This is a genomic window from Sphingomicrobium aestuariivivum, assembly GCF_024721585.1.
GTDB lineage: Bacteria > Pseudomonadota > Alphaproteobacteria > Sphingomonadales > Sphingomonadaceae > Sphingomicrobium > Sphingomicrobium aestuariivivum.
The window spans coordinates 793,538-819,070 of sequence record NZ_CP102629.1; the positions used below are offsets into that span (position 1 = coordinate 793,538).

Here is a 25,533-nt window from a genome sequence, read left to right on the forward strand (position 1 = left end):
GTCGAGATAGGGCGCAGGACGCGGGCGCGCAATGCGCCGGTGCGCCTAAAATTGGGCCGGAACGGCAAGTGGCCTAGAAAGCGGCGGCCTCGTCGGCATTGGCAAGGCGGGTCGCGGCGGCGACCTGCTCGGCCAGCTGCTGCTCGCCGTCGATGCCATAGACGTCGTGCGCGATGCGCAGCGGCCCCTCGATCGCCTCGGCAGTCAGGTACGTGACGAACACCGCCACGCCCTCGGGCAGCTGGTCGTGCGTCTCGGTGCCGCGGATGTCGGGCACCGGGCGCCCCTTGTAGAGCCACTGGGCAAAGCGCGCCGCATCCTCGAGACGGATGCAGCCGTTCGACAGGGTTCGCACGTCCTTGTTGAAATAATCCTTCATCGGCGTGTCGTGCAGGTAGATGCCCGTCGCATTGGGGAAATTGAACTTGTAATTCCCCATCGAATTGTAGCGCCCCGGAAGCTGCCGCACCTTGAGATTGCCGGGCTGGAGCGCGGTCGACCAGTCGATCTCGCTCGGGCTCAGTACCTTGGCATCGAGCGCCCAGCGGTCGACGATCTCGTACCCCTGGCGGTCGAGATAGGCCTGTCCCTGGTCCTTGATCTTGGGTCCGATGGTGTCGCGCACGAGCGAGTCCGGCACGTGCCAGTAGGGCTTGTGGGTTGCATAGTGGATGGTCGAGTTGATGAGCGGGGTACGCTTGTGCCCCTCGTCGCGCCCGACCACCACCTTCATGCTGTCGACCGGCTGGCCGTTCTCGTACATCCACAGCCGCTGGGTCGCGACATCGACGAGGACGAAGCGGTCGCGCTTGGGTAGCGCGCGGGTGCGCTCGAGCGTCGCCATCAGCGCGCGCTTGGCATCGGCAGGCAGCCCGCGACCCTGCGCGATGGCGGCGGCGCGAAGCTTTTCATAGACGATGTTGCGGCTGGTCTGCTGGCGCACCAGCTGGAACAGCGAGGGCGCACGTTCGAGCAGCTTGATCTGGTCCCCGCGCGAGAAACTCGCGGGCTTCTGGTAAGGATCGCCGATCTCGACACCGCTCGTCGGGCGCTGGAGCAGGCTGACATAATCGATATAGGCGCGGTCGAGCAGCTGCGACAGTTCGGCCGCCGCATTGCGGTCACCGCTCTTGATGCGCTGGCGCAGGCCCGTCGCCTGCGCGGCGATGGTCGGCCCCTTGTCGAAACCTTCGAAATCGGCGGTGCGCAGGAGGGTGATGAGACGATCGGCCGCCTGCTCGTCATCCTGGCTCCCCGACCAGCGCGGCGCGTGGGCGGGCGCGGCCGCGGCATAGGTCGCGGCGCCCATGGGCGCGCTTTCGGCGCCGGCGGCGGCCGGCAAGGACGCGCACAGGATGGTGGCAAGCGAGAGGAGCGTGGCGTGTCGCATGTCGATCATCTTTCGTTACGCCCTTTATACAGGAGAAAACTATACGGAAGCTGAAGGATTCACACGTGTCACCGAATGAAACACACGGCTTCCCGCGTCCGATGGTCGGGGCGCAACTAGCCCTTTCCCCCGGGTCGTCAAACAAAACGTGAAATCGGCCGTCCTGTTCCGTAGCGGGACGCAAGACGCCGACGGACAGCGCGCTCAGCGACCGATGAAGTAGAGCGTGACGAAGAGCGCCGCCATCGACCCCGTCACCAGCGCGCGCTTGCCCTGCCCCGCCGCCGCGCGCCCCGCCCGCCGCGCCGCGACCATGCGGTCGACATAGGCAAGCGCGAACAGCGTGAAGACGATGCCGAGCCCGAGCATCCACCAGCCCGGCTCCTCGCTCTGGTTCACGGCAAGCGCGGTCCCCGCCAGCCCGAGCGGCACTGCCCAGCAGCCGATCGGCATCAGCGGGAGGTTGTCGGGTGCGGGCGTCGCCACGGGCCGCCTCAGTCCATCGTCACGACGAGCTTGCCGGTCACCTTGCGCGTCGCCAGCGCGGCAATCGCCTCGCCGCCCTTCTCGAGCGGATAGGTGCCCGTCACGCGCGGGCTGATCCTGCCCTCGGCGAGCAGCGCGAACAGCTCCTTCACCTGTGCCCCATAGGCTTGCGGATCGCGCATCGCGAAGGCACCCCAGAAGACCCCGCTCACCTCGGCCTCCTTGAGGAGCGCGAGATTGAGCGGCAGCTTCGGGATCCCCGCCGGAAATCCGACCACGAGGAATCGTCCCTGCCAGCCGAGGCTGCGCAGCGCCGGCTCGGCATAATCGCCGCCGACGGGATCGAGCACGATATCGAAGCCCTCGCCCTTGGCGGCATCCTTGAACTGCTTGGCCAGCGCCTTGGACGCCTCCTTGTCGAGCGGCCCGCGCGCATAGATGACGCAATCGTCGGCGCCCGCTTCCTTGGCGACCCGCGCCTTGTCGGGGCTCGACACGGCAGCAACGACGCGCGCGCCATAAGCCTTGGCCAGCTCGACCGCGGCCAGCCCGACCCCGCCCGCCGCGCCGAGCACCAGTACCTGTTGCCCCGCGGCAATACGCCCGCGGTCCTTGAGCGCGTGGATGGCGGTCGCATAGGTCAGCAAGAGCGCCGCACCTTGCGCGTAACTCGCGCCCTCGGGCAGCGGGATCGCCGCCTTCGCCTCGACCACCACCTGCTCTGCCAGCCCGCCGAAGCCCGGCACCGCGATCACGCGGTCGCCCTCGGACAAATGCTCGACCCCCTCGCCGACCTTGTCGACGACGCCCGCCACCTCGCCGCCCGGCGCGAAGGGGCGCGGCGGTTTCATCTGGTAGAGGTCCTGGATGATGAGCAAATCGGGATAGTTGATCGCCGCCGCCTTGACCGCGATCCGCACCTGCCCCGGCCCCGGCTCGGGCGCCTCCACTTCCTCGAGCTTCAGCGTCTCGGGCCCGCCCGGCTCATGGCTCAACAGCGTGCGCATCCTCAGTTCCCCTCGTTCATGATTCCCCGCGCGCGCGCATCCTCGACCACCTGCGCGGCGGTCATGCCGTCGAAGGCGCGGCGGCGGAAAGCGTCGACATCGCGTTCGCGGTTGGAGCGCGCGCCGACCGTGTTCAAGGCGCGGTCGAAGACCAGCCGGTCATCGAGCGGCAGCTGCGCGCGCGCCGCCGCGGCCGAGGCGGCAAACGCCTCCTCGCTCGACCCGTCGATCACCACCGGCTCGGGCGCCTCGCAGCCGGCCACCGCCAGCAGCGCGAGGATCCCGAGGCCGGCGCGGATCAAAGCGCGACCTTGTAGGACGCCGTGGTCTTCTCGGCGATCTCGGCCTCGGTGACGTCGGGCGCCAGCTCGATCAGCTCGAAGGCGCTGTCATGATCCTTGCGGCGGAGCACGCCGAGGTCGGTGATGATCATGTCGACCACATTCTGTCCCGTGAGCGGCAGGTCGCAGGCGGGCTTGAACTTGGCATCGCCGTTCTTCGAGACATGCTCCATCACGACGATGATCTTCTTCACGCCCGCGACGAGGTCCATCGCCCCGCCCATGCCCTTGATCATCTTGCCGGGGATCATCCAGTTGGCGATGTCGCCCTTCTCGCTCACTTCCATCGCGCCGAGCACGGTGAGGTCGATATGCCCCCCGCGGATCATCGCGAAGCTCTGCGCGCTGTCGAAATAGGAGGACTGCGGCAGCTGGCTGATCGTCTGCTTGCCCGCATTGATGAGGTCGGCGTCGACCTCGTCGGCATAGGGGAAGGGCCCGATGCCGAGCATCCCGTTTTCCGACTGCAGCGTCACCGTCTTCCCCTCGGGGATATAGTTGGCAACGAGCGTCGGGATGCCGATCCCGAGGTTGACGAAAAAGCCGTCTTCCAGCTCCTGCGCGGCCCGCGCCGCCATCTGGTTACGATCCCAGGGCACTATGCTTCCTCCCGCTCGCGCGTCGTCACGAATTCGATCTTCTTGTCATAGGGCGCGCCCGAAATGAGGCGGTTCACATAGACGGCGGGCAAGTGGATGCAGTCCGGATCGAGGCTGCCGACCGGTACGATTTCCTCGACCTCGGCCACGCAGATCCTGCCGCAGGTCGCCGCCGGCAGGTTGAAGTTGCGCGCGGTCTTGCGGAACATGAGGTTGCCCGCCTCGTCCGCCTTCCAGCCCTTCACGATCGACAGGTCGGCGAAGATGCCGCGCTCGAGGATATAATCCTGGCCGTCGAAATTCTTCACTTCCTTGCCCTCGGCGACCACGGTGCCGACGCCGGTCTTGGTATAGAAGCCGGGAATGCCCGCGCCGCCCGCGCGCATGCGCTCGGCCAGCGTGCCCTGCGGGCAGAATTCCACCTCGAGCTCGCCCGCCAGATACTGGCGCTCGAATTCCTTGTTCTCGCCGACGTAGGAAGAGATCATCTTCTTCACCTGCCGCGTGCGCAGCAGCTTGCCGATGCCCTCATTGTCGATGCCCGCATTGTTCGAGGCGAAGGTCAGCCCCTTCACCCCGCTGTCGCGGATCGCGTCGAGCAGCCGCTCGGGAATGCCGCACAGGCCGAAGCCCCCCGCGGCGATCAGCATGCCGTCCTCGAGGATGCCCTCGAGCGCATCGGCCGCACTGTCGTAAATCTTGGTCATGAAGCCTCCTGTTGGCCCATCGCCTAAGCACTGCGACAGGCGCATGCAAGCGCCGAGCGCCCCGCCGCCCCGCCGCCGCCATGGTTGACAATCACGGCGCACGGGCGTCGATGCGCGCATCATGCGCTCGCCCCTTCTCCCCGGACTTGCCCTTGCCGCCGCCGCCGGCCTCGCTGCCTTCGCCCTCGACCGGCTCGCGGGCGCCCCGCTCATCCTCGCCGGCCTGCTGCTCGGCCTCGCCCTCCAACCGCTTGCCGCGCGCCTCGGCACCGGCCCCGGCCTCGGGCTCCTCGCCAAGCAGGGCCTGCGCGCCGGCATCATCCTCCTCGGTTTTCGCATCACCTTCGCCGATGTGGCCGCGCTCGGTGTCACCACCTTCGCCGCGCTGCTCCTCGTCATGGGCAGCGCCATCCTCGCCGCGCTGGTCGCGGGACGCATGGTCGGCACCAGCCGCGAGGTCGGCCTGCTCGCGGGCGGCGGCACGGCCATCTGCGGTGCGTCCGCCGCGCTCGCCATCCACGGCGCCATCGGCAAGGGCCGCATCAGCGAGGCGCAATTCACCCTCACCCTGATCGTCCTCGCCGGCGCCAGCGCGCTCGCCTTCCTCGCCTATCCGCTGATCGCCGGATTGCTCGACCTGTCGGACCGGCAGGCGGGCTTCCTCATCGGCGCGGGCATCCATGACGCCGCGCAGGCGGTCGGCGCGGGCTTCGTCGTCTCCGATGGCGCGGGCAATGTCGCCACCATCGTCAAGATGAGCCGCGTCGCGCTTCTCGCCCCGCTGGTCGCGCTGATGACGCTGTGGGTGCATCGCGGCGGGCGCGGGGAGGCGGAAGGCAAGTCGCCCCCGCTCCTCCCCGGCTTCATCCTCGCCTTCCTCCTCGTCATCGCGCTCAACTCGGCCGTCGCGGTGCCCGCCCCGCTCGCCGACGGCGCGCTCGACCTGTCGAAAGCGCTCCTGCTGCTCGCCGTGACCGCCACCGCGATGAAGACCCCGCTCGGCCAGCTGCGCGCCCTCGGCTGGCGCGCCGCCACCCCCGTCGCCGCCGCCACCCTCGCCTCGCTCCTCGCCAGCCTCGGAGCCGCGATCTGGTGGATCGATCACAGCGGATAAGACGTCTCAGTCCCCCGTTCGTCGAACTTGTCGTTGACTGTTGCAGGCCTTCCGGTGCCAAACGGTCGAATATCGATTCACCGGGGGAAAGTTTAGCGTATGTCTGTCCTGTCCATGGACGGCGTGACCAAGCGTTTCGGCGCGATCACGGCCGTCGACAATCTCGTCATGCATGTCGAACAAGGCGAGATCTTCGGCTTCCTCGGCGGCAATGGCGCCGGCAAGACCACCAGCCTGCGCATGGTCCTCGACATCATCCGCCCCACCGAGGGCACGATCAGCGTCATGGGACTGCCCCCCGGCCAGGAAAATGCCGACCGCATCGGCTTCCTTCCCGAGGAACGCGGCCTCTACCCCAACATGCGCGCGATCGACACGATCATCTATTTCGGCGAGTTGAAGGGCATGAGCCCGCGTGACGCGCGCGCCGAGGGCATGGCGCTCCTCGAGCGCTTCGACCTCGCCGACCGCGCCTCGAGCCCCATTTCCGACATGTCGAAGGGCATGGCGCAGAAGGTCCAGCTCGCCACCGCGCTCGTCAATTCGCCCGACCTCCTCATCCTCGACGAGCCCTTCTCGGGGCTCGACCCCGTCAACCAGCAGCTCCTCGAGGCCGAGATCGTGCGGGCCGCCGCGCGCGGTGCAGCGGTCGTCTTCTCCACCCACATCATGCAGCATGCCGAGCGGCTGTGCGACCGCCTCCTCATCCTCCGCAAGGGCGAGAAGAAGTTCGAGGGCGACCTTGCCGCGGCGCAGGCGCTGGTCCCGCCGACCGTGCGCATCACCACCACTGCCGACCTGACGGCGCGCCCCAATGTCGCCGCCGCCCGCGTGGTGGATCGCGACGGCGACTGGACCCGCTACGAGGTTGACCTCGTCGAGGGCAGCGATCCCGCCAAACTCCTCGAGGCCATGACCCGCGACGGCGTGCCGCTGCGCGGCTTCGAGGCGCGCCATGCCGCGCTCCACGACATCTTCGTCCATCTCGTCGGCCATGACGCCGATGCGCAGGCGCAAGGAGAAGCCGCGTGAACAAGATCCTCCTCGTCGCCAAGCGCGAGTTTCGCCACATCACCACGATGCGCAGCTTCTGGGTCTCCATGCTGCTCCTGCCCGCCATCCTCTTCCTCGCCCCCCTCATCCAGAAAGTGGTGAGCGATGACGAGCCCACCCGCATCGCCATCATCGACCGCGATGCCGGCACTTCGGGCGAGGCCATCGCCGCGCGTTTCGAACTGGACGAGACGCTCGCCGAGATGGGCTCGCTGTCGCGCTACGTGCGCCGCTACGAGCTCGAACAGGCCGATCCGCAAGCCTCCTGGGCGCAATATGATCGCGCCCTCACTGCCGCCGACGCCGAAGCCTATGAGGCCGCCGGCGGGCTCGATGCCGCCTTGGAGGCGATCGAGCCCTTGAAGGACGACGACACCCCTGATTTCGAGGCACCGCCGCGCGATTACGAGATCGTCGATGCGCCTGCGGGGCTTGCCGACGCCGACGCCGCCGCCATCGAGGAACAGCGCGAGGACATCTTCGCCGCCAAGGGCCCCGCGGCGCCCGACTATCTCCTCCTCCTCGAGGAGGGCCAGATCGGTCCCGTCGTGCAGGTCTTTTCAAAGAACCGCCCGAGCCCCCGCTTCCTCAATGTCGTGCGCGAGGAAAGCGCGCGCGCCATGCGGCAGGAAGCGCTCGCCACCCGCGGCATCTCGCCCGAAGAGGCGCTCGCCGTCGAAGGGCTCACCCCCCCGATCATGATCTCCACCCCCGCCCCCGGCGGCGGCGCGCGCGAGACCCATGTGATCCGCTCGATCCTGCCGCTGGCGCTCGCCTACATGCTGCTCATGAGCCTCCTGCTCTCCGGCAACTGGATGGTGCAGGGCGCGGTCGAGGAACGCGGTTCGAAGCTGGTCGAGAGCGTCATCGCCTGCGTGCGCCCCCAGCAGCTCATGTTCGGCAAGCTCCTCGGCACCGCCGCCACCGGCCTGTCGATGATCATCGTCTGGCTCGGCTGCGCGGTGCTGGCAGCGCTCGTCACCAAGGGGATCGTCGCCGACCTCCTGCGCCCAGCGCTCGACAGCATTTCCTCGCCGGGTGCCATCCTGACGATCATCTACTTCTTCGTCGTCGGCTATGTGATGCTCGCCACCATCTTCCTCGCCATCGGTGTCCTCAGCGACAATATGAACGAGGCGCAGGGCTTCCTCATGCCCGTGATGATGGTCATCCTCCTGCCCGTCACCTACATGCTGCAGGCAGTGGTGCAGGATGCGGGCGGCACGGCGCTGAAAGTGATGACCTGGTTCCCGCCGATCACCCCCTTCGCGGTCCTCGCGCGCCTCGGCGCGGGCATCGAGACATGGGAACTCGTCGGCACCGCCATCATGCTCGCAGGGTTCACCGCGCTCATGCTCTGGCTGGTCGGCAACCTGTTCCAGGCAAGCCTCCTGAAGAGCGGGCAGAAGAGCGGCGTCGCCCAGCTCGTCGACCGCTTCCGCGTCGCCCGCGACTAGGATCAGGCGGGGAGCGCTGTGCGGCGCTCCCCGTTCCTAGCTAGACAAGCGCCATCTCCAGCGCCGCCTCGCAGTGGATCCGCGTCGTGTCGAAGACCGGTAGCGGGCTGTTGTCCGGCCCCAGCAGCATGCCGATTTCGGTACAGCCGAGGATCAGGCAGTCCGCCCCCGCTTCGCCCAGCCGCGCCGCAATTGCCTCATAGGCCGCGCGGCTCTCCCCGCGCACCTCGTCCCTGCACAATTCCTCATAGATGATGCGGTGCGTCTCGGCGCGGTCCGCCTCGCTCGGTATCACTGGCAGCAGCCCCGCCGCCTCCAGCCGCGCCCGATAGAAATGCTCTTCCATCGTGAAGCGCGTCGCCATCAGCCCCGGCCGCGCGAACCCCGCCGCGACGATCCGCGCCGCGGTCGCATCGGCGATGTGGAGGAGCGGCACGCCTACCCCCGCCATCATCGGCTCCACCACCTTGTGCATCGTGTTCGTCGCCAGCAGCAGCAGTTCCGCGCCGCCCGACTCCAGCGCCCGCGCCTCGGCATTGAGCCGCCCCCCCAGCGCCGCCCATTCGCCCGCCATCTGCATTTGCTCGATGGTCGCGAAATCGACCGAGCGAATGAGCAATTCGGGCGAGTGCAGCCCGCCCAGCTTCTCGCGCGCCAATTCGCACATCAGGCGATAGTAGCCCTGCGTCGAGGCTGCCGACATGCCGCCCAAGATCCCGATCGTCTTCATGGCCAAAAGAAAAGCGCCCGCCGCGCCGCCACGCAAGTGGCAAGCGCGGGCGGGCGCCCTTATACGCTTCGGCCTGGCTTAGCCGCGCAGCTTGGCGAGCACGCCCTGCAGCTGCATCGCGTTCGACATGTCGCCCTCGACCTTGAGCTTGCCGGTCATGAAGGCAGTCATGCCGTCGAGCTGGCCATTGGCCATCGCCTGCCAGTCGTCCCACGCCACCTTGATGGTGGTGTCGGCATCGCCATCCTCTTCGGTCACCTTGTGATCGACGCCGTCGAGCATGATCACGCCCTTGTCGTCATAGTCGATCTTGACCTTCTTGCCTTCGACCCAGGCCTGGTTTTCCTGCATCTTGGCGGCGAGTTCGGCTTTTTCCATGATCGTCGATGCTCCTGACATTCGTGTTGGTTCGCCAACAGACCTAGGAGGACGCAACGCCCCTTTCAACCGCGAAACGACGCGCCTATGTCAGGCCCATGACCTACCAGACCGATCTCAAGCTCTTCATCGATGGTGTGTGGAGCGGCGCCGAAGGCCGCGACTGCATGCCCGTCACCAACCCCGCGACCGGCGAGACGCTCGCCCAGCTGCCGATGGCGACCAAGGCCGACCTCGACGCCGCGCTCCACGCCGCCGAAAAGGCCTATCCGAAATGGCGCGCGACCGACGTCGAGACCCGCGCCGCCATCCTCCACAAGGCCGCCGCCTATCTCAAGAAGAACGCCAAGGAGATCGGCGCCCTCCTCACGCAGGAACAGGGCAAGCCCGTCAAGGAAGCCATCGGCGAAGTCTATGGCGCCGCCCAGATGTTCGACTGGTATGCCGAGGAAGCCAAGCGCGACTATGGCCGCACCCTCGTGCGTCCCGTCGGCCAGCGCTCGATCGTCACCCGCCAGCCGGTCGGCGTCGTCGCCACCTTCACCCCGTGGAACTTCCCCATCTACCTTCTCGCCAAGAAGGTCGCCGCCGCGCTTGCCGCGGGCTGCTCGGTCATCTCCAAGCCGCCCGAGGAAACGCCCGCCTGCGTCAACGCGGTCGCCAAGGCGCTCGAGGATGCGGGCCTTCCCGCCGGCACCTTCCAGCTCGTCCACGGCGATCCCGACATGGTCAGCCGCCATCTCATGGCCAGCCCCATCGTGCGCAAGGTCAGCTTCACCGGCTCGGTAGGGGTCGGCAAGCATCTCATGGGCCTTGCCGCCGACGGCCTGAAGCGCCTCACCCTCGAACTGGGCGGCCACGCCCCCGTCCTCGTCTTCGATGACGTCGATCTCGAGGCCACGCTCGACAAGCTCGTGCCGCAGAAATTCCGCAACGCCGGACAGGTCTGCGTCTCGCCGACCCGCTTCTACGTGCAGGAAGGCATTTACGACGACTTCATCAAGGGCTTTGCCGAACGCACCGGCCGCGTGCAGGTCGGCAACGGCATGGAAGACGGCACCCAGATGGGCCCGCTCGCCCATGAACGCCGCCTCCCCGCCGTCCACGAACTGGTCGCAGATGCGAAAGCCAAGGGCGCCCGCATCGCGGCGGGCGGCGAGCCGATGGGCAATGCCAACTTCTTCCAGCCCACGCTGATCGCCGATGCGCCGCTCGATGCGCGCATCATGAACGAGGAGCCCTTCGGCCCCGTCGCCGTGGCGCGTCCCTTCAAGGATCTCGACGAGGCGCTCGAACAGGCCAACCGCCTGCCCTTCGGCCTTGCCGCCTTCGCCTTCACCAACCAGCTCCAGCGCGCCAACATCCTCGGCGACATGATCGAGGCGGGCATGGTCGGCATCAACAATTTCGCCATCTCGGGCGCCGACACGCCCTTCGGCGGGGTCAAGGATTCGGGCTTCGGCTCGGAAGGCGGCAAGGAAGGCCTCGAGACCTACCAGGTCGTCAAGGCGATCCACATGAGCTGATCTGCGCGATAACAGGGGGGACTGAATATGATCGACGAACTCATCGAAGAGGCTGCCACCAGCAGCCTGGTGGACCGTCTGGGCCGGCGCTGGCGCACCCTCGCCTCGCTGGTCTGCATCGGCCTGCTCGCCTGGGGGGCGATCGGCTACTTCGTGAACGGCTGATTCCAACGATGATGGGGGCAGAGGAGAACCCCAAGGGAACCCTTACGCCCCCGTCATTGTTGACCACCCGCAACGAAAACAACCGAAAGGTTCTCGAATGAGCAAAGGTGCGGGTAACAAGACCCTCCTGTGGGTGGTGGTCGTCATCGCCCTTCTCCTGATCATCGCCTACGCGACCGGTTTCTTCAAAACCGAGGTCGACGATGCCGGCTCGCTGCCGAGCATCGACGTCGAAGGCGGCGAACTTCCCGACATCGACAGCGACGTCGGCGACATCGAGGTCGATACCGAGGAGGTCACCATCGAGACCCCGACGATCGACGTCGAGGAAGCTACGCCCGACGAGGAATAAGCTCACCCACCGCTTTTCCGAGCGGGGGAGCGAAGGGCGGTTCCGCTTCGGCGGGGCCGCCCTTTTCCTTGGCTAGGACAACGAAACCCCTGTCCTACCCTGCCGCCCGGGCCTATGGTCGCGCCCCATGACGCAGCACCCATCTTCGGATCCCGCTTTTCCGGCATTCCTGCCGCCGAAAGTTCCCGAAGTGGACAAAGTGGACACTGTCCGAATTCAATCCAACAGGTGACCAACGTGACCATCCGCACCGGCGGCCGAATCCTCGTCGACCAACTCCTCGCCCAAGGCGTCGACCGCATCTTCACCGTTCCCGGCGAAAGCTTCCTCGCCGTTCTCGACGCGCTCCATGACAGCCCCGAAATCGACACCGTCGTTTGCCGGCAGGAAGGCGGGGTCGCCTATATGGCCGATGCCGACGGCAAGATGACGGGCCGCCCCGGCATCGGCTTCGTCACCCGCGGTCCCGGCGCCACCAACGCCACCGCGGGCGTCCATGTCGCCATGCAGGATTCGACCCCGATGATCCTCTTCATCGGCGACCTCGACCGCGGCGACCGCGACCGCGAAGGCTTTCAGGAGGTCGACTTCACCGCCTTCTTCAGCCCCATCGCCAAATGGGCCGCGCGCATCGACGATGCCGCGCGCATCCCCGAATATGTCGCCCGCGCCTTCCGCGTCGCCAGCTCCGGCCGCCCCGGCCCCGTCGTGCTGTCGCTGCCCGAGGACATGCTGCGCGACGAAGTCGAAGCGCTCGACCGCCCCGCCGTGCCCCCCGTCGCGATCAGCCCCGATCCCGGCGCGCTCCACGCGCTCGTCGAACTTTTGAAGGACGCCGCCAGTCCCATCGCCATTGTCGGCGGTGCCGACTGGTGCCCCTGCGCGGCGCATCATTTCGAAAGCTTCGCGCGCCGCATCGGCCTGCCCGTCGCCGCCGCCTTCCGCCGGCAGGACGCGATCGACAACAACAGCCCCGTCTATGCGGGCCAGCTGGGCTACGGCCCCAACCCCAGGCTCCAGCAGCGGGTGCGTGATGCGGACCTCATCCTCGCCGTCGGCGCCCGCCTCGGCGAGGCCACGACCGACGGCTACAAGCTGATCACCCCCGACCATCCCGACCAGATCCTCGTCCACGTCCACCCCGACCCCAACGAACTGGGCCGCGTCTACCGGACCGACCTGCCCATCGTCTCGGACATGGAGGAATTCGCGCAGGACATGGACGCGTGGGAAGATGACGACCTCGTCCCCTTCTCCTGCGGCGCCAAGGCGCATGAGGAATGGCGCGAATGGTCCGAGCCCAAGCCGCGCGACGGCGTCGCGCTCGACCTCGGCCCCGTCGTCAAGACGATGCGCGAGGCGCTTCCCGCCGACACCATCATCTGCAACGGCGCGGGCAATTTCTCGGGCTGGTGGCACCGCTACTGGCATTACGGCCCGACCCCGACCCAGCTCGCGCCGACCAGCGGCACCATGGGCTATGGCCTTCCCGCCAGCGTCGCCGCTGCCTTGCGCTTCCCCGGCCGCAAGGTCGTCTGCGTCGCGGGTGACGGCGACTTCCTGATGAACGGGCAGGAGCTCGCCACTGCTGCCGCGCATGGCGCTGACCTCCTCGTCATCATCGTCGACAATGGCGCCTATGGCACCATCCGCATGCACCAGGAGCGCGACTATCCCGATCGCATCAGCGCCACCGAGCTCGCGCCCGGCAACCCCGATTTCGTGAAGTTCGCCGAGGCCTTCGGCGGCTGGGGCGCGCGGGTCGAGACCACCGACCGGTTCGACGAAGCCTTCGCCGCGGCGATGGAGAGACAAGGCATCCGCCTCCTCCACCTCCTCACCGACGTCGAGGTCATCACCAACGCCACCACGCTGGAAGCGATGAAAGCGGCACGCAGCTGACGTTGGATGTGGGGAAAACAGGCGCTGGCTTCACCGCCAGCGCCGGCTCTTTGAGATGATGGAAGCCCTATGGGGCGCTAGAGCTTGGGCAGCTCCGACAGGATCGCCTCGACATTGGCTTCCTGGCAGGCGGCGGGATCGAACATTTCGGCCCATTTGCGGTGGCCACGGGCATCGGGATCGCCAAACAGCGCGAGCAGCTGCTGGCCATCGTCGAAATTGCCCGCCTGCTCGTCGTCGAGGACGGGGGCATAGTCGAGTTTGGGCGTGGCAGTGAACATGATCGCTCCTTGCTGGCTCGGCATGTCCGTCTAACCCCCTGTTCGCGCCCGCTGTTGCGGGCATTTGCCTCCGCTTCGGAGCAAGACCGCGACTCGGCCTGCCCCCGAAATCCGCCACCACCCTCGCCTTCCTTGGTAAACAAAAGGAAAAGGCCGCCCCGAAAGGCAGCCTTTCCTTCATCCGATCCGGCAGCGATTATGCTGCCGTCAGGTTCCTTACTCTTCTTCCTCGAGCGAGGTGCCATCCTGATTGGCCGTGCTCCTGTCATGGGAGGAGGGCTGCTGGCCCTGCTGCTGGCCGGTCGCCGGTTCGGTCTGGTGCTGCGGGCGGCCATAGCTGGCCTGCGGCTCATGTTTGTCGAGGTTACTCATCACGTCACTCCTGTGCAGGCGGTTGCGGTGCTGGAAGAACGAAGCACCTGCCCCTCAGGTGGCACCGCAAGGCGCTCCCCGCCCCCTGCCCGTCGCACCGCCAGCGCAACGTTCGTGACGGACCCGAAAAGAAAGAGGCCGACCCTCGGGGCCGGCCTCTCTCGCGGGGATCTAGCCCGCGAAACGCGACACTCTTGTCCGATTAGATGTCGTTGCCGAGGGCACCTTCGACTTCACCCTTGAGCTGCTGGGCTTCGCCCTTCTTCTCCTGGTTGTCGCCCTTGATGATCAGCGACTCATTGTCGGTCGCACGACCGATGCCTTCCTTGGTTTCGCCAACGGCTTCGTTGAAGTTGCCTTTGATCTTTTCGCCAAGTTCACCCATGTGACTTACTCCTTGCGTGTCTGAATTACCCCACCAACGCAAGGACTTGGGACGCCGCCCCTCGGCCCGTCGCCCGCATCCATCGGACCATCAATCTACTGTCAATTCGGGGTGCCGCGAGGCCATAAGCAAAAGAGGCCGAACCCGCAGGTCCGGCCTCTCTCTTCCGGCTTTTCACACCGGAATTGCATGATGTGTTTATCTCATCAGCACCCTATCAACGAACCATCCGAGGATCGGTGCCTCGGTTCGTCGCATTTCGCCCTAGATGAGCCCCGCCAGCGGCGAGGACGGATCGGCATAGCGGCGCTTGGCCATCCGGCCGGCAAGGTAGCTGTCGCGCCCTGCCAGCACCGCATGTTTCATCGCCCGCGCCATGCGAACGGGGTCCTTGGCCTCGGCAATCGCGGTGTTCATGAGGATGCCGTCGCAACCCAGCTCCATGCCGACCGCGGCATCGGACGCCGTGCCGACGCCCGCATCGACCAGCACCGGCACCTTGGCGCCCTCGACGATGAGGCGGATGGTGACGCGGTTCTGGATCCCGAGCCCCGAGCCGATCGGCGCACCCAGCGGCATGATCGCCACCGCGCCCGCATCCTCGAGCTGCTTGGCCGCGATCGGATCGTCGACGCAATAGACCATCGGGTGGAAACCCTCCTTGGCCAGCACTTCGGTCGCCTTCAGCGTCTCGCGCATGTCGGGATAGAGCGTCTTGGCCTCGCCCAGCACCTCGAGCTTGACGAGGTCCCAGCCCCCCGCCTCGCGCGCCAGCCGAAGCGTGCGGATCGCCTCGTCGGCGGTAAAGCAGCCCGCCGTATTGGGCAGATAGGTGATCTTCTTGGGGTCGATATGATCCTGCAGCGTCGGCTGGCCCGGATCGCTGATATTCACGCGGCGCACCGCCACCGTGACGATCTCGGCGCCCGAGGCCTCGACGGCGGCAGCGTTCTGCGCGAAATCCTTATACTTGCCCGTGCCCACGATGAGGCGCGAAGTGAAGGTCCGTCCGGCGACGGTCCACGTGTCGTTGTTCTGGTCGGTCATGAGCGCGTCCTAGCGTGGCCGTTCCTCAACCGCCACCGACGAAATGCACGATCTCGAAGGTGTCGCCATCCTCGACCATCACCTCGCCCAGCGTGGCGCGGGGGACGATGTCGAGGTTGCGCTCGACTGCCACCCGCGCGGGATCGAGACCGATGTCGCGCACCAGCTGGGCGACGCTGGTGCCTTCGGCCACGCGGCGATGGTCGCCATTGACGCGGACGGCAAGGCTGGGATCGAGAGACATGTTACGCTTTTCCTTCCGTTACGGCTTTGCAGCCCATATAGGAGCCGGTCATGAGTTCGCCAGCATCGATCCATGTCCTAAACGGACCCAACCTCAACCTGCTCGGCAAGCGCGAGCCGCAGCTATACGGCTCGACCACGCTCGACGACATCACCATGGCCTTGAACGAGCGCGCGCAGGCGATGGGGCTCGAGGTGATCGTCAAGCAGTCCAACCATGAAGGACAGCTCGTCGACTGGGTCCACGAGGCGGGCGAACAGAAGGCCGCCGCGATCATCATGAACGCGGGCGCCTATTCGCACAGCTCGATCGCGCTCAGGGATGCCATCCCCGCCGTCGGCCTGCCCGTCGTCGAGGTGCATCTCACCAATATCTACGCGCGCGAACATTTCCGCCGCCAGAGCCTGATCAGCCATGTCGCCGTCGGCGGCGTGCAGGGCTTCGGCGCGCAGGGCTACCTCCTTGCGCTGGACGCCGCAGCACGGATCGTCCATGCAGCGCAGTCAACGAAGACCCCCGCGGGGGTCCACAACCAACAGGGAATTTCCGATGCCCAAAAGCAACGGCACTGAAGACAAGATGCGCGTCGACAGCGCGCTGGTGCGCGAGCTCGCCGAACTGCTCAGCGCGAATGAGCTGACCGAAATCGAGGTCGAGGACGGCAGCCGCAAGATCCGCGTCAGCCGCGAGGTCAACGTCACCTACGCCGCTGCCGCCGCCCCTGCAGCCGTGCCCGCTCCGGCACCCGCCGCCGCACCCGCCGCCGCGCCGGCCGTCGACGCAGCGCCCGCCGGTAACGAACTGCCCGCCGGCACGCCCGTTCTCGCCCCGATGGTCGGCACCGCCTACATGTCGCCCGAACCCGGCGCCTCGCCCTTCATCTCGGAAGGTGCTTCGGTCAAGGAAGGCGACACGCTCCTTATCGTCGAGGCCATGAAGGTCATGAACCCGATCACTGCCCCCACCTCGGGCACGGTCAAGAAGATCATGGTGGCGGACGCCCAGCCGGTCGAATTCGACCAGCCGCTCGTCATCATCGGCTGAGGCGCCAGATGGGCAAGATCACCAAGCTCCTCATCGCCAACCGCGGCGAGATCGCACTGCGCATCCACCGCGCCTGCCACGAGCTCGGCATCAAGACCGTCGCGGTCCATTCGACCGCCGACGCCGATGCCATGCATGTCCGGCTCGCCGACGAGACCGTCTGCATCGGCCCGCCCCCCGCGACCGACAGCTATCTCAACGTCGCCAACATCATCTCGGCGGCCGAGATCACCCATGCCGACGCGATCCACCCGGGCTATGGCTTCCTCTCGGAAAACGCCAAGTTCGCCGAGATCGTCGAGAGCCATGACATCACGTGGGTCGGCCCCAAGCCCGAGCATATCCGCATCATGGGCGACAAGGTCGAGGCCAAGCGCACCGCGGGCAAGCTCGGCCTGCCGCTGGTGCCGGGGTCGGACGGCGCGCTCGAGGATGTCGAGGAAGCCAAGAAGCTGGCCGAGGAAATCGGCTATCCGGTGCTGATCAAGGCGGCATCGGGCGGTGGTGGCCGCGGCATGAAGGTCGTGCCCGAGCCCGACCTCCTTGAAAGCCTGTGGAAGCAGGCAGCCAGCGAAGCCAAGGCGGCGTTCGGCGACGACACCGTCTACATGGAAAAATACCTCGGCAACCCGCGCCACATCGAATTCCAGGTGTTCGGCGACGGTGACGGCAAGGCCGTGCATCTGGGCGAGCGCGACTGCTCGATCCAGCGCCGTCACCAGAAGGTGATCGAGGAAGCCCCCTCGCCCGTCATCAGCGCCGAGGAACGCGCGCGCATGGGCAAGGTCTGCGCCGACGCCATGGCCGACATGGGCTATCGCGGTGCGGGCACGATCGAATTCCTCTACGAGGACGGCGAGTTCTACTTCATCGAGATGAACACCCGCCTGCAGGTCGAACATCCCGTCACCGAGATGATCACCGGCATCGACCTCGTGCGCGAACAGATCCATGTCGCGCAGGGCGACGGCCTGTCGGTCACGCAGGACGAGGTCCGCTTCGAGGGCCATGCCATCGAATGCCGCATCAACGCCGAGGATCCGCGCACCTTCGCGCCCTCGCCGGGCAAGGTGAAAAACTACGTCGCGCCCGGCGGCATGCATGTGCGCGTCGATAGCGGGCTCTACGCCGGCTATTCGGTCCCGCCCTATTATGACAGCATGATCGGCAAGCTGATCGTCTACGGGCGCAACCGCGAGAGCTGCATCCTGCGCCTCAAGCGCGCGCTCGAGGAGTTCGTCTTGGACGGGATGAAGACGACGGTGCCCCTGCATCAGCGCATCATCGACACGCCCGAATTCGCCACCGGCGACTATACGATCAAGTGGCTCGAGGAGTGGCTGGAGCAGCAGGACGCCTAGATGGGCGCCCTGCGGCCACGCCTGCATCCCGACCGCTTCGGCATCGTCCGCACGGACGCTGCCCTGCCCGATAGTGTCACCCCCTTCGCGCTCGTCCGCGAGCGCGAAGGGCTGACCGTCATCGCCGGGGCCGAGGCGCTCGAGACGGCGGGGATCGCGCCGGGACCTCCCTATGCGCTCGTCAGCCTCGACCTCGAAAGCGCGCTCGACTGCGTTGGCCTGACCGCCGCCTTCTCGACCGCACTCGCCGCTGCCGGCATCGCCTGCAACGTGATCGCGGGCTTTCACCACGACCACCTCCTCGTGCCATGGGAGCGGCGCGCGGAGGCCACAGACATTCTCGACCGACTGGAGTTCTCATGAGCAAGACCGCCTGGATGACGTTCAACCCGCGCTGCGGCACCGCGCGCAAGACCCTCGCCATCCTCGAGGAGGAAGGCTTCGAGGTGACCCAGCGCCGTTATCTCGATGAACCGCTCAGCCGCGCCGAGATCGAGCATCTCCTCGAGAAGGGCGACATGACCGCGCGCGACGTGCTGCGCGCCAAGGAGCCGCTCGCGCAGGACCTCGGCCTGACGCAGGACACGGCGAGCGACGACGAGATCATCGATGCGATGGTCGAGCACCCCATCCTCCTCAACCGCCCCATCGTCGAGACCGACAAGGGTGCCCTCCTCGCCCGCCCGCAGGACGAGGTGCGCAGGATCATCTGACCTTTGTCCGTCTCGCAATCGCCGTGGTTGCTGCTAGATTGACCATGTGAGCGAGACCCTCGATCCCCGAATGCTGCTGCGCGGCTATGCGGCGGGCATCTTCCCGATGGCCGACAGCGCCGATGCGCCCGACATCTTCTGGGTCGAGCCGCGCCAGCGCGCGGTGCTGCCGCTGGATGGCTTCCATCTTTCGAAGAGCCTCGCGCGGCGGCTGCGCTCGGGGCGCTTCACCGTCACCGCCGATACCGCTTTCGAGGCCGTGCTGGCGGGCTGCGCCAATCGCGACGAGACGTGGATCAACCCGATGATCGCGCGCGCCGTCATCGGCCTCCATGCAGCGGGCCATGCCCATTCGATCGAGACGTGGCACGACGGCAAGCTGGTCGGCGGGCTCTACGGCATCGAACTGGGCGGCGCCTTTTTCGGCGAGAGCATGTTCTCGACCATGACCGACGCCTCGAAAGTGGCGCTGGCGTGGCTGGTGGCGCGGCTCAAGGTCGGCGGGTTCAGCCTGCTCGACTGCCAGTTCATGACCGATCACCTGAAAAGCCTCGGCGCGGTCACGGTGCCGCGCGCGCGCTATCTTCAGATGCTGTCGTCGGCGCTCGGTTCGGGCAAGGGCGAGAGCGGGTCGGCGTCGGACGTCGCCCCCGCGTTCGGCGCACTCGACGGCCTTCTCGCGGAACGCGTCTCGGGCGGTGCGGCGGGGCCTTCGGGAAAGCTCATCGCGCAGCTCTTGGGCCAGACGTCATAGACTTGGTGCTCGACCACGTTGAGTGACGGGCTTTCCTTGTAGAGCCAGCCCGAGAAGATCCGTTCCATCCGGCCGGTGAGGCGGCTCTCGACGTCGAGCTGGACGAAGGCACCCGTCCACGTCTCGTCTTCCCACGGCGCGGTGGTCTCGCAGGCCCGCAAGCGCACCAGCGCATCGCCGATGCGCACTTCCTGGCCGGGGCGCATTTCGAGATCGCGGGTGAGGCCGTTGCGCTTGTTGAGGAAGCCGAGCACGGCGACGCGCTCGGCCATCGGGGTCACCCCCGGCAGGCCGCTATTGTCGACGACCTCGGCGCTTTCCTCGACGACGAGTTCCTCTTCCTCGCCCTCGCCGGTGGCGGGCGGCTCGCTGCTGCAGGCAGCAAGGGCCGCGAGGAGCGGCGCAAGGACAAGCGCGCGGCGCATGCTAGTCCTGGTCGGGCGACCAGGCCTCGTAATCGCCCGTGGCGGCGGGACGCCGGGCGGGCCCGCCGAGCGCGCCGCTCGGGCGATAGGCCTCGATCGTACCGGTGAGGTTGGGCGTGGGATCCTTCTGGAAGGCGCGGCGCGGGGGCATGCTTTCCTCGGGCAGCGCATCGACGGTGCCGCGCAGCCAGGCATTCCATTCGGGCGGCGTACGGCTTGAATCGTTCGAGCCCTCGTAGATCACCCAGCGACGCTTGGGGTCGCTCTTGTGGCGATAATAGGTGTTGCCGAGAGTATCGGTCCCGACCTTTTCGCCATGACGGCTCGTGAACAGGTCGGTGCCGACGCTCGCGCCGTTCCACCAGGTGAAGATCTTGCCAAGGATTCCCATGGGCCGCCGCTTAAAGCGGGCGCTCCTTCCATGCAAGCATCAAGACCCCTCCGTAAGGCGCACGACGTCGCCTTCCGCGATGCCCAGTTCGGCCGAGCGGCCACCCGCGATCTCGAACACCATGCTGACCGGCTCGAGGCTGCCAAGCGGGGTTTCCGACAGCGGCAGCGTATTTTCATAGATGCGCGCGATGGTGCCGTCCTCGCGCACATAGATGATGTCGAGCGGGATGTAGGTGTTCTTCATCCAGAAGCTCTGGTTGGCCGGCGTGTCGTAGAGGAACACCATGCCGCGGTCGGGCGCGAGCGATTCGCGGTACATCAGCCCCTTGCGCTGCGCCTCGGGCGTGTCGGCGATCTCGACGGTGAAATTATGCACTTTACCGCCGGCTGTGGTCACGGTCAGCGGCTTCTCGACGAGGCCGGAGGGCGCGAAACTGGTGGTGGGTTCGGCAGGCTGGCAGGCGGCCAGCGGCGCGGCGACGAAAAGCGCGAGCGCGGCGCTCAGGCCTCGCGCAAGGCCACCGCGGTGAGCCCCTTGCGCCCCTCCGCGATCCGCGCTTCCAGCTCGTCCCCCGGCTCGAGGTCGAGCAGGTGCCCCGAGCGCACCGTCTCCATGTGCACGAAGATGTCCGGCTCGGTCGTCCCGATCCGGTTGAGAAAGCCGTAGCCCTTGACGCGATTGAACCATTTCACCTCCACCGGCTCATAGGGACCGGCGCCTTCGAGCAAGGCTTCGCGGTCCGCCCGTTCGGCGGTAGAGATGGACGAGCGCGGCTCCTGGGGCAAGGCGGTCGACAGGTCGATCTCGAGAATTTCCCGTGCCTGCCAGCCGCGCTCCTGCCGCACGGCGAGCAGTTCGACGCTGGCGCCCTCGGGCAGCGAGCGGCGGTCGTGCGCCTCGAGGATCGAGAAATGGACGAGGATGTCGCCATCGATCGCTTCGGACACGACGAAACCGAAGCCGCGGGTGGCATCGAACCACTTCACGCGGCCCGACACCTCGACGGCACCGTCGGCATCCGAGTCGTTGGCGGAAAGCTCGCTCATTTCGGCATTGGACCGCTGGAACACCACTCTACTTCTCCGAGACTTGTGAGCGTTCATAGCAGAATCGGCTATGTCGGGAAACCGACATCTAACGGATGTTTAACAAGGTGGGCTACCCCGCCTAGGCGGATTTGCGGAATCAGCGCCGCTCGGCGAGATCGTCGCGGTCGGGCTCGGCGCCGGGCTCGAGCCGCACGATCGCCTCGGCCAGCGCGAAGGAGTGACCCGCGCGCAGGAAGGCCGCGATCGCCCGCTGGCGTGCCCTGGGGTCCTCGATCACCGCCTGCGCATAGGGGCCGAGCCGCCGCCGCGCGGCGAACTTGAGCGCGGCGTCCACCGCGCCCTCGCTCGCGACCTCGCGCGCGCTGCCCGCATCGGCATCGCCCACTCCCGCCACGCGCAGCGCCTGGTCGACCCGCCGCGAGCCATAGCCGCGCAGCGTCAGGTCGCGCGCCTTGGCTTCGGCATAGAGGCGGTCGTTGACATAGCCGCGCTGCGCGAACTTGTCGGCCAGCTCCTCGACGGCACGGGGCGCCGCGCCCTCCTCGCCGGCCCAGCCCCGCTCGCGCAACTTGCGATGCAGATAGGCGGCAAGCTTGGCCCGCGTCGTCGCGAAGCGTTCGGCATAGCGCAGCGCGAGCGCCTCCATTTGCGCCGAATCGAGCGGGGGCCGCGGGCGTTTCATCCAGGCCACCCTGTCACAATCCGCCTTGATTGTGCCATAGTCGGGCAGCATTGACGCTGCGACAACCATGGATAACGCATGGTTTGCACATGGCCCGCGCCCCCGAAGAAGGCGCGCGAAACAGAGAATTTCGGCAGCAATTGCCAAGGAAAAACATAGGGTGCTCGACTTGACCAATCTCGACCACAACGATCCGCTCGCGCCCGAGGGGACGACCCCGACGCAGGACGCACTGCCGCGCCGGATCGCCGATTTCGCCACCCTGGGCGATGCCCTCGACTATGCCGCGCGCGGTCGCCGCGGCATGAATTTCCACGACGCGCGCGGTCGTCTCGTCTCGGTCCTGTCCTACGGCCAGCTGCAGGTCGACGCGCTCGCCCATGCCCAGCGCTTCCTCTCGCTCGGGCTCGAGCCCGGCATGCGCGTGGCGCTGGTTGCCGAGACCAACCCGCATTTCGCCGCCTGCTTCTTCGGCGCGGTCTATGCCGGCCTGTGGCCGGTGCCGCTGCCGCTGCCGACCAGCTTTGGCGGGCGCGATGCCTATACGGAACAATTGAAGGTCATGCTCGGCAGCTCGGACCCGCAGCTGTTCCTCTACCCCGAGGACATGGAGAGCTTCTGCACCCCCGCGGGCGACATCCGCGAAGTGCCGCACCGCAGCTGGGAATCGCTGCTCGATATCGAGGTCGGCGATGCCGGCCTGCCGCAGGCCGACCCCGATGCGATCGCCTATCTCCAGTACAGCTCGGGCTCGACCCGCTTCCCCCACGGGGTCGCGGTCACCCATCGCCAGCTGCTCGACAACCTGCGCGCCCACGGCCTCGGCCTGAAGGTCGGCGAGCGCGACACCGACCGCTGCGTCAGCTGGCTGCCCTGGTACCATGACATGGGCCTCGTCGGCTGCATGCTCTCGCCCATGGCGAACCAGCTGTCGGCCGATTACATGAAGACCGAGGATTTTGCCCGTCGCCCGCTGACCTGGCTCGACCTCATCAGCCGCAACCCGGGCACCACCCTCTCCTATTCGCCGACCTTCGGTTACGACATCTGCGCGCGCCGCATCTCGTCCAAGACCAAGGCCGAGGATCGCTTCGACCTGTCGCGCTGGCGCATTGCCGGCAATGGCGCCGACATGATCCGCCCCGACGTCATGCAGAGCTTCGTCGACGCCTATGCGCCGGCGGGCTTCGATCCCAAGAGCTTCTGCCCGAGCTACGGCCTCGCCGAAGCCACGCTGGCGGTCAGCCTCATGCCGCCGGGCGAAGGCATCAAGCTCGAACTGGTCGAGGAAGAGAAGCTGGCCGGCGGCGCGCCCGCCCCGGGCGGCGAGGACCGTCCCCAGCGCTATCGCGCCATCGTCAACTGCGGCAAGGCCGTCGAGGGCATGGAAATCGAGATCCGCGATTATGACGACCGCGTGCTCGCCGACCATCAGGTCGGCCGCGTGCTGGTCCGTGGCGGCTCGGTCATGACCGGCTATTTCCGCGATCCGGAATCGACCAAGGCCTGCCTGTCGGACGACGGCTGGCTCGACACCGGCGACATGGGCTACCTGTCGAACGACTATATCTTCATCGTCGGCCGCGCCAAGGACATGATCATCATCAACGGCCGCAACCACTGGCCGCAGGACATCGAATGGGCGGTCGAGCAGCTACCCGGCTTCAAGTCGGGCGACATCGCCGCCTTCGCGCTGACCACCGAGACGGGCGAGGAACTGCCCGCCGTGCTGGTCCACTGCCGCGTCTCCGACCTTTCCGAGCGTGGCCGCCTTCGCGACGAGATCAAGGAGCGCGTGCGCTCGATCACCGGCATCTCGCCGATCGTCGAACTGGTGCCGCCGCGCAGCCTTCCCCGCACCTCGTCGGGCAAGCTGTCGCGCACCAAGGCGCGCAACATGTACGTGTCGGGCGAAATCCAGCCGGTCGATATTGCTGCCTAAGGGGCTTGAACAAATGACAAGGCGCGGCTAGTTCCGCGCCTCGGCCTAGGGGTATAGCTCAGTTGGTAGAGCATCGGTCTCCAAAACCGAGGGTCGCGGGTTCGAATCCTGCTGCCCCTGCCAGGCCGCCAAGATGTTTCGGGGGGAACGTCGCATGACCGCCAGTGTGAAGCCGCAGCGCCTGTTGCTGCCTTTCCTTCTCCTCGCGGTCATCGTGCTGGCGCTGCGCCTGCCCCTCCATCCCATCGCCGTGCTGACCGTCGACGAATCGAGCTACATGCTCGTGGCGCGCGACCTGCTCGCGGGGCAGTGGCCGCTGTCGGGCAATTTCGACCACAAGCCGGTCGCGCTCTACATGCTCTATGCCGCCGCGATGGGCATTGGCGGGCACGATCCTTCCTCGATCCGCTGGATCGCCACCCTGTCGGCGCTGGCCTCGAGCCTCGCCGTCCTGTGGATCGCTTGTCGTGCCTATGCGCTGCCCCTGCGCAGCGCCATGATCGCGGCGCTGGCCTGGACCTTCGCCTCCTTCGGGCTCGAGGGCTACAGCTCGAACACCGAGATCATCCTCAACGCTTTCGTCATGCTGTGGCTCGCCGCCTTCCTCGGCTGGTCGGCGGGCGCCGCGCGTTTCTGGCCCGCGGCCATCCTGTCGGGCGTCGCCGCGGGCGTGGCGGTGCAGGTCAACTATCTCGCCGGCCCGCTGCTGGCGGCGCTCTACCTCGGCGGGCTGCTCGTGAGCCCGCGCGACAATTTCCGCTGGCTCCTCCTGTCGGGGCTGGTCTCGATCGCGACCGCGCTGGCGCTGCTCGTGCCGCTTGTCATGGCGGGTACGCTCGAGAGCTATATCGCCCAGCAGCAGGCCTTCCTCGGCCGCTACCAGGGCAATATCGCCAAGGCCGACTGGGGCGAGCTGATGCAGCCCGTCGCGCTCCAGCTCGCCCCGCTCGCCCTCGTCTCGCTGCTGCTCGGCCTTGCCGGTCGCGAGGGGCGCGGCGCGGGCAAGAGCCTCGTCGCCTTCCTCTACATCGCCGCCGCGGTCGCGATGGCGCTCGTCTCGGGACGCGTCTTCGCCCATTATTTCCACCTGCTGCTGCCCGGCCTGTTCCTGCTCGCGCTCGCGGGGCTTGCCGGGGCGGACGAGGCGCGGCGCGGACGGCTCGGCCTCCTCCTCCTGCTCGCCACCCTGCCCGGGCTGATGATCGCGCTCGGCCAAGCGCAGCGCGGCATCGGCGTGGCGCGCGCGATGGCGGCGGGCGAACTGACCGAACTCGACCGCGAGCGCAGCGTCACCCGCCTGTTCGCGCCGCACGTGCCCGAGAATGCCACCGGCTATGTCACCTGCACCCAGCCGGTCTATTACATGACGCTGGGGCTGGCGGACCTGACGCCCTATCCCTTCTGGAGCGTGCATGTGTACGGCTACCTGCCGGGCCTCGACCCCGAGACACATGTCCGCCAGATCCATGCCCGCCGTCCCGACGTCTTCATCATGGGCGAGAATTGCCCCGATCCCGAAATCGCGATGATCGAGGATATCTTCGCCGACTATGTGGCGGTCGAGGAGCATCGCGGCGTGAAGCTGGCGCTTCGTCCCGACCTTGCGCAAGGCGCGGCGCGCGCGGCCCGCTGA

Annotated in this window: 32 protein-coding genes, 1 tRNA gene and 1 pseudogene; 16 read left to right on the forward strand and 18 right to left on the reverse strand. The window is 67.1% G+C overall.

Annotated features, from left to right (window positions below; all coding sequences use genetic code 11):
• Window positions 1–73: 73 nt before the first annotated feature.
• From NUW81_RS04130 to NUW81_RS04155, 6 genes are all read right to left on the reverse strand, one after another.
• A complete protein-coding gene (locus NUW81_RS04130) occupies window positions 74–1,399 on the reverse strand; it encodes a L,D-transpeptidase family protein (RefSeq protein WP_245110622.1) in 1,326 nt (441 codons plus the stop codon).
• 195 nt (window positions 1,400–1,594) lie between these two features.
• On the reverse strand, window positions 1,595–1,876 hold the full coding sequence (locus tag NUW81_RS04135; protein ID WP_245110624.1) for a hypothetical protein: 282 nt from the start codon (window positions 1,874–1,876) through the stop codon (window positions 1,595–1,597).
• An 8-nt stretch (window positions 1,877–1,884) separates the two neighbouring features.
• Complete coding sequence (locus tag NUW81_RS04140) at window positions 1,885–2,883, reverse strand: NADPH:quinone oxidoreductase family protein (protein WP_245110626.1); 999 nt, start codon at window positions 2,881–2,883, stop codon at window positions 1,885–1,887.
• 2 nt (window positions 2,884–2,885) lie between these two features.
• Complete coding sequence (locus tag NUW81_RS04145; RefSeq protein ID WP_245110628.1) at window positions 2,886–3,185, reverse strand: DUF6694 family lipoprotein; 300 nt, start codon at window positions 3,183–3,185, stop codon at window positions 2,886–2,888.
• Window positions 3,182–3,823: a 3-oxoacid CoA-transferase subunit B gene (locus tag NUW81_RS04150; RefSeq protein ID WP_245110630.1), complete on the reverse strand. Its 642-nt coding sequence runs from the start codon at window positions 3,821–3,823 to the stop codon at window positions 3,182–3,184. Before NUW81_RS04150 ends, NUW81_RS04145 begins: the two co-directional genes overlap by 4 nt.
• Complete coding sequence (locus tag NUW81_RS04155; RefSeq protein WP_245110633.1) at window positions 3,823–4,530, reverse strand: CoA transferase subunit A; 708 nt, start codon at window positions 4,528–4,530, stop codon at window positions 3,823–3,825. The genes NUW81_RS04150 and NUW81_RS04155 overlap by 1 nt, the downstream gene beginning before the upstream one ends.
• Window positions 4,531–4,651: 121 nt before the next feature.
• Here NUW81_RS04155 and NUW81_RS04160 point away from each other — a divergent pair, with 121 nt between their 5' ends.
• The 3 genes from NUW81_RS04160 (at window position 4,652) to NUW81_RS04170 (ending at window position 8,154) form a co-directional block, all read left to right on the forward strand.
• Window positions 4,652–5,644 (forward strand): YeiH family protein, encoded by a 993-nt coding sequence (locus NUW81_RS04160; protein WP_245110635.1) that lies wholly within the window; start codon window positions 4,652–4,654, stop codon window positions 5,642–5,644.
• Between the two features lie 99 nt (window positions 5,645–5,743).
• Window positions 5,744–6,676, forward strand: coding sequence for an ABC transporter ATP-binding protein (locus NUW81_RS04165; RefSeq protein ID WP_245110637.1), 933 nt, complete (start codon window positions 5,744–5,746; stop codon window positions 6,674–6,676).
• A complete protein-coding gene (locus tag NUW81_RS04170) occupies window positions 6,673–8,154 on the forward strand; it encodes an ABC transporter permease (RefSeq protein ID WP_245110640.1) in 1,482 nt (493 codons plus the stop codon). The genes NUW81_RS04165 and NUW81_RS04170 overlap by 4 nt, the downstream gene beginning before the upstream one ends.
• A gap of 40 nt (window positions 8,155–8,194) precedes the next feature.
• On the opposite strand, the gene NUW81_RS04175 is transcribed toward NUW81_RS04170, so the two are convergent.
• Together NUW81_RS04175 and NUW81_RS04180 are read right to left on the reverse strand one after the other, a co-directional pair.
• Window positions 8,195–8,884 carry an aspartate/glutamate racemase family protein gene (locus NUW81_RS04175; protein ID WP_245110643.1) on the reverse strand — a complete coding sequence of 230 codons (690 nt, stop codon included), beginning with the start codon at window positions 8,882–8,884 and terminating at the stop codon, window positions 8,195–8,197.
• 78 nt (window positions 8,885–8,962) lie between these two features.
• Entirely contained in the window at window positions 8,963–9,262 is a 300-nt protein-coding gene (locus NUW81_RS04180) for an SCP2 sterol-binding domain-containing protein (protein WP_245110645.1), read from the reverse strand.
• Between the two features lie 98 nt (window positions 9,263–9,360).
• On the opposite strand from NUW81_RS04180, the gene NUW81_RS04185 reads away from it, so the two are divergent.
• The 4 genes from NUW81_RS04185 to NUW81_RS04200 all read left to right on the forward strand — a co-directional run bounded on the left by NUW81_RS04185 (window position 9,361) and on the right by NUW81_RS04200 (window position 13,207).
• Window positions 9,361–10,788 carry an NAD-dependent succinate-semialdehyde dehydrogenase gene (locus NUW81_RS04185; RefSeq protein WP_245110647.1) on the forward strand — a complete coding sequence of 476 codons (1,428 nt, stop codon included), beginning with the start codon at window positions 9,361–9,363 and terminating at the stop codon, window positions 10,786–10,788.
• 27 nt (window positions 10,789–10,815) lie between these two features.
• Window positions 10,816–10,953, forward strand: a complete 138-nt coding sequence (locus NUW81_RS04190; RefSeq protein WP_245110649.1) for a hypothetical protein — start codon at window positions 10,816–10,818, stop codon at window positions 10,951–10,953.
• A gap of 97 nt (window positions 10,954–11,050) precedes the next feature.
• A complete protein-coding gene (locus tag NUW81_RS04195; protein WP_245110651.1) occupies window positions 11,051–11,305 on the forward strand; it encodes a hypothetical protein in 255 nt (84 codons plus the stop codon).
• Window positions 11,306–11,533: 228 nt separating this feature from the next.
• Window positions 11,534–13,207: a thiamine pyrophosphate-binding protein gene (locus NUW81_RS04200; RefSeq protein WP_245110653.1), complete on the forward strand. Its 1,674-nt coding sequence runs from the start codon at window positions 11,534–11,536 to the stop codon at window positions 13,205–13,207.
• A gap of 77 nt (window positions 13,208–13,284) precedes the next feature.
• On the opposite strand, the gene NUW81_RS04205 is transcribed toward NUW81_RS04200, so the two are convergent.
• The 5 genes from NUW81_RS04205 to thiS form a co-directional block, all read right to left on the reverse strand.
• Window positions 13,285–13,488: a hypothetical protein gene (locus NUW81_RS04205; protein WP_245110655.1), complete on the reverse strand. Its 204-nt coding sequence runs from the start codon at window positions 13,486–13,488 to the stop codon at window positions 13,285–13,287.
• Window positions 13,489–13,704: 216 nt separating this feature from the next.
• Window positions 13,705–13,860 carry a hypothetical protein gene (locus NUW81_RS04210; protein ID WP_245110657.1) on the reverse strand — a complete coding sequence of 52 codons (156 nt, stop codon included), beginning with the start codon at window positions 13,858–13,860 and terminating at the stop codon, window positions 13,705–13,707.
• Window positions 13,861–14,062: 202 nt separating this feature from the next.
• The gene (locus NUW81_RS04215; protein ID WP_245110659.1) at window positions 14,063–14,245 is read right to left on the reverse strand and encodes a CsbD family protein; all 183 of its coding nucleotides are present in this window, start codon (window positions 14,243–14,245) and stop codon (window positions 14,063–14,065) included.
• Window positions 14,246–14,509: 264 nt separating this feature from the next.
• Complete coding sequence (locus tag NUW81_RS04220) at window positions 14,510–15,292, reverse strand: bifunctional sulfur carrier protein/thiazole synthase protein (protein WP_245110662.1); 783 nt, start codon at window positions 15,290–15,292, stop codon at window positions 14,510–14,512.
• 25 nt (window positions 15,293–15,317) lie between these two features.
• Window positions 15,318–15,536 carry a sulfur carrier protein ThiS gene (gene thiS, locus NUW81_RS04225; protein WP_245110664.1) on the reverse strand — a complete coding sequence of 73 codons (219 nt, stop codon included), beginning with the start codon at window positions 15,534–15,536 and terminating at the stop codon, window positions 15,318–15,320.
• Between the two features lie 50 nt (window positions 15,537–15,586).
• Between thiS and aroQ the strand changes: the two genes are divergently transcribed.
• The 6 genes from aroQ to aat are packed head-to-tail and all read left to right on the forward strand — an operon-like array spanning window position 15,587 to window position 19,408.
• A complete protein-coding gene (aroQ, locus tag NUW81_RS04230) occupies window positions 15,587–16,108 on the forward strand; it encodes a type II 3-dehydroquinate dehydratase (protein ID WP_312025055.1) in 522 nt (173 codons plus the stop codon).
• On the forward strand, window positions 16,086–16,580 hold the full coding sequence (accB, locus tag NUW81_RS04235; RefSeq protein WP_245110667.1) for an acetyl-CoA carboxylase biotin carboxyl carrier protein: 495 nt from the start codon (window positions 16,086–16,088) through the stop codon (window positions 16,578–16,580). The genes aroQ and accB overlap by 23 nt, the downstream gene beginning before the upstream one ends.
• An 8-nt stretch (window positions 16,581–16,588) precedes the next feature.
• The gene (accC, locus tag NUW81_RS04240; RefSeq protein ID WP_245110669.1) at window positions 16,589–17,941 is read left to right on the forward strand and encodes an acetyl-CoA carboxylase biotin carboxylase subunit; all 1,353 of its coding nucleotides are present in this window, start codon (window positions 16,589–16,591) and stop codon (window positions 17,939–17,941) included.
• Window positions 17,942–18,304, forward strand: a complete 363-nt coding sequence (locus NUW81_RS04245; protein WP_245110671.1) for an ACT domain-containing protein — start codon at window positions 17,942–17,944, stop codon at window positions 18,302–18,304.
• The gene (gene arsC, locus NUW81_RS04250) at window positions 18,301–18,654 is read left to right on the forward strand and encodes an arsenate reductase (glutaredoxin) (protein ID WP_245110674.1); all 354 of its coding nucleotides are present in this window, start codon (window positions 18,301–18,303) and stop codon (window positions 18,652–18,654) included. The genes NUW81_RS04245 and arsC overlap by 4 nt, the downstream gene beginning before the upstream one ends.
• A 46-nt stretch (window positions 18,655–18,700) precedes the next feature.
• Window positions 18,701–19,408 carry a leucyl/phenylalanyl-tRNA--protein transferase gene (aat, locus tag NUW81_RS04255; protein ID WP_512700977.1) on the forward strand — a complete coding sequence of 236 codons (708 nt, stop codon included), beginning with the start codon at window positions 18,701–18,703 and terminating at the stop codon, window positions 19,406–19,408.
• A 35-nt stretch (window positions 19,409–19,443) separates the two neighbouring features.
• Here aat and NUW81_RS12045 read toward each other — a convergent pair.
• From NUW81_RS12045 to NUW81_RS04280, 5 genes and pseudogenes are all read right to left on the reverse strand, one after another.
• Window positions 19,444–19,833, reverse strand: a pseudogene (locus NUW81_RS12045) (DUF2155 domain-containing protein); the annotation flags it as partial.
• A 1-nt stretch (window position 19,834) separates the two neighbouring features.
• Window positions 19,835–20,224, reverse strand: coding sequence for an NADH:ubiquinone oxidoreductase subunit NDUFA12 (locus NUW81_RS04265; RefSeq protein ID WP_245110676.1), 390 nt, complete (start codon window positions 20,222–20,224; stop codon window positions 19,835–19,837).
• A 39-nt stretch (window positions 20,225–20,263) separates the two neighbouring features.
• The gene (locus NUW81_RS04270; RefSeq protein WP_245110678.1) at window positions 20,264–20,623 is read right to left on the reverse strand and encodes a DUF192 domain-containing protein; all 360 of its coding nucleotides are present in this window, start codon (window positions 20,621–20,623) and stop codon (window positions 20,264–20,266) included.
• A 104-nt stretch (window positions 20,624–20,727) separates the two neighbouring features.
• Window positions 20,728–21,273, reverse strand: coding sequence for a cold-shock protein (locus NUW81_RS04275; RefSeq protein ID WP_245110680.1), 546 nt, complete (start codon window positions 21,271–21,273; stop codon window positions 20,728–20,730).
• 139 nt (window positions 21,274–21,412) lie between these two features.
• Window positions 21,413–21,958, reverse strand: a complete 546-nt coding sequence (locus NUW81_RS04280; RefSeq protein WP_245110682.1) for a regulatory protein RecX — start codon at window positions 21,956–21,958, stop codon at window positions 21,413–21,415.
• A gap of 169 nt (window positions 21,959–22,127) precedes the next feature.
• On the opposite strand from NUW81_RS04280, the gene NUW81_RS04285 reads away from it, so the two are divergent.
• The 3 genes from NUW81_RS04285 to NUW81_RS04295 all read left to right on the forward strand — a co-directional run bounded on the left by NUW81_RS04285 (window position 22,128) and on the right by NUW81_RS04295 (window position 25,533).
• The gene (locus NUW81_RS04285; protein WP_245110684.1) at window positions 22,128–23,900 is read left to right on the forward strand and encodes a fatty acyl-AMP ligase; all 1,773 of its coding nucleotides are present in this window, start codon (window positions 22,128–22,130) and stop codon (window positions 23,898–23,900) included.
• A gap of 47 nt (window positions 23,901–23,947) precedes the next feature.
• A tRNA-Trp gene (locus NUW81_RS04290) sits at window positions 23,948–24,023 on the forward strand.
• A 31-nt stretch (window positions 24,024–24,054) separates the two neighbouring features.
• A complete protein-coding gene (locus NUW81_RS04295) occupies window positions 24,055–25,533 on the forward strand; it encodes a glycosyltransferase family protein (protein WP_245110687.1) in 1,479 nt (492 codons plus the stop codon).

Bases quoted from the DNA above. Each gene is read 5' to 3' on its own strand.
- NUW81_RS04175 (WP_245110643.1), bottom strand. From the start codon at position 8,884: ATGAAGACGATCGGGATCTTGGGCGGCATGTCGGCAGCCTCGACGCAG.
- NUW81_RS04210 (WP_245110657.1), bottom strand. From the start codon at position 13,860: ATGAGTAACCTCGACAAACATGAGCCGCAGGCCAGCTATGGCCGCCCG.
- thiS (WP_245110664.1), bottom strand. From the start codon at position 15,536: ATGTCTCTCGATCCCAGCCTTGCCGTCCGCGTCAATGGCGACCATCGC.
- accC (WP_245110669.1), top strand. From the start codon at position 16,589: ATGGGCAAGATCACCAAGCTCCTCATCGCCAACCGCGGCGAGATCGCA.
- NUW81_RS04275 (WP_245110680.1), bottom strand. From the start codon at position 21,273: ATGAGCGAGCTTTCCGCCAACGACTCGGATGCCGACGGTGCCGTCGAG.
- NUW81_RS04205 (WP_245110655.1), bottom strand. From the start codon at position 13,488: ATGTTCACTGCCACGCCCAAACTCGACTATGCCCCCGTCCTCGACGAC.
- NUW81_RS04280 (WP_245110682.1), bottom strand. From the start codon at position 21,958: ATGAAACGCCCGCGGCCCCCGCTCGATTCGGCGCAAATGGAGGCGCTC.
- NUW81_RS04295 (WP_245110687.1), top strand. From the start codon at position 24,055: ATGACCGCCAGTGTGAAGCCGCAGCGCCTGTTGCTGCCTTTCCTTCTC.
- aroQ (WP_312025055.1), top strand. From the start codon at position 15,587: ATGAGTTCGCCAGCATCGATCCATGTCCTAAACGGACCCAACCTCAAC.
- NUW81_RS04155 (WP_245110633.1), bottom strand. From the start codon at position 4,530: ATGACCAAGATTTACGACAGTGCGGCCGATGCGCTCGAGGGCATCCTC.
- NUW81_RS04180 (WP_245110645.1), bottom strand. From the start codon at position 9,262: ATGGAAAAAGCCGAACTCGCCGCCAAGATGCAGGAAAACCAGGCCTGG.
- NUW81_RS04160 (WP_245110635.1), top strand. From the start codon at position 4,652: ATGCGCTCGCCCCTTCTCCCCGGACTTGCCCTTGCCGCCGCCGCCGGC.
- NUW81_RS04220 (WP_245110662.1), bottom strand. From the start codon at position 15,292: ATGACCGACCAGAACAACGACACGTGGACCGTCGCCGGACGGACCTTC.
- NUW81_RS04195 (WP_245110651.1), top strand. From the start codon at position 11,051: ATGAGCAAAGGTGCGGGTAACAAGACCCTCCTGTGGGTGGTGGTCGTC.
- NUW81_RS04185 (WP_245110647.1), top strand. From the start codon at position 9,361: ATGACCTACCAGACCGATCTCAAGCTCTTCATCGATGGTGTGTGGAGC.
- arsC (WP_245110674.1), top strand. From the start codon at position 18,301: ATGAGCAAGACCGCCTGGATGACGTTCAACCCGCGCTGCGGCACCGCG.
- NUW81_RS04130 (WP_245110622.1), bottom strand. From the start codon at position 1,399: ATGATCGACATGCGACACGCCACGCTCCTCTCGCTTGCCACCATCCTG.
- NUW81_RS04190 (WP_245110649.1), top strand. From the start codon at position 10,816: ATGATCGACGAACTCATCGAAGAGGCTGCCACCAGCAGCCTGGTGGAC.
- NUW81_RS04265 (WP_245110676.1), bottom strand. From the start codon at position 20,224: ATGGGAATCCTTGGCAAGATCTTCACCTGGTGGAACGGCGCGAGCGTC.
- NUW81_RS04165 (WP_245110637.1), top strand. From the start codon at position 5,744: ATGTCTGTCCTGTCCATGGACGGCGTGACCAAGCGTTTCGGCGCGATC.
- accB (WP_245110667.1), top strand. From the start codon at position 16,086: ATGCCCAAAAGCAACGGCACTGAAGACAAGATGCGCGTCGACAGCGCG.
- NUW81_RS04140 (WP_245110626.1), bottom strand. From the start codon at position 2,883: ATGCGCACGCTGTTGAGCCATGAGCCGGGCGGGCCCGAGACGCTGAAG.
- NUW81_RS04245 (WP_245110671.1), top strand. From the start codon at position 17,942: ATGGGCGCCCTGCGGCCACGCCTGCATCCCGACCGCTTCGGCATCGTC.
- NUW81_RS04215 (WP_245110659.1), bottom strand. From the start codon at position 14,245: ATGGGTGAACTTGGCGAAAAGATCAAAGGCAACTTCAACGAAGCCGTT.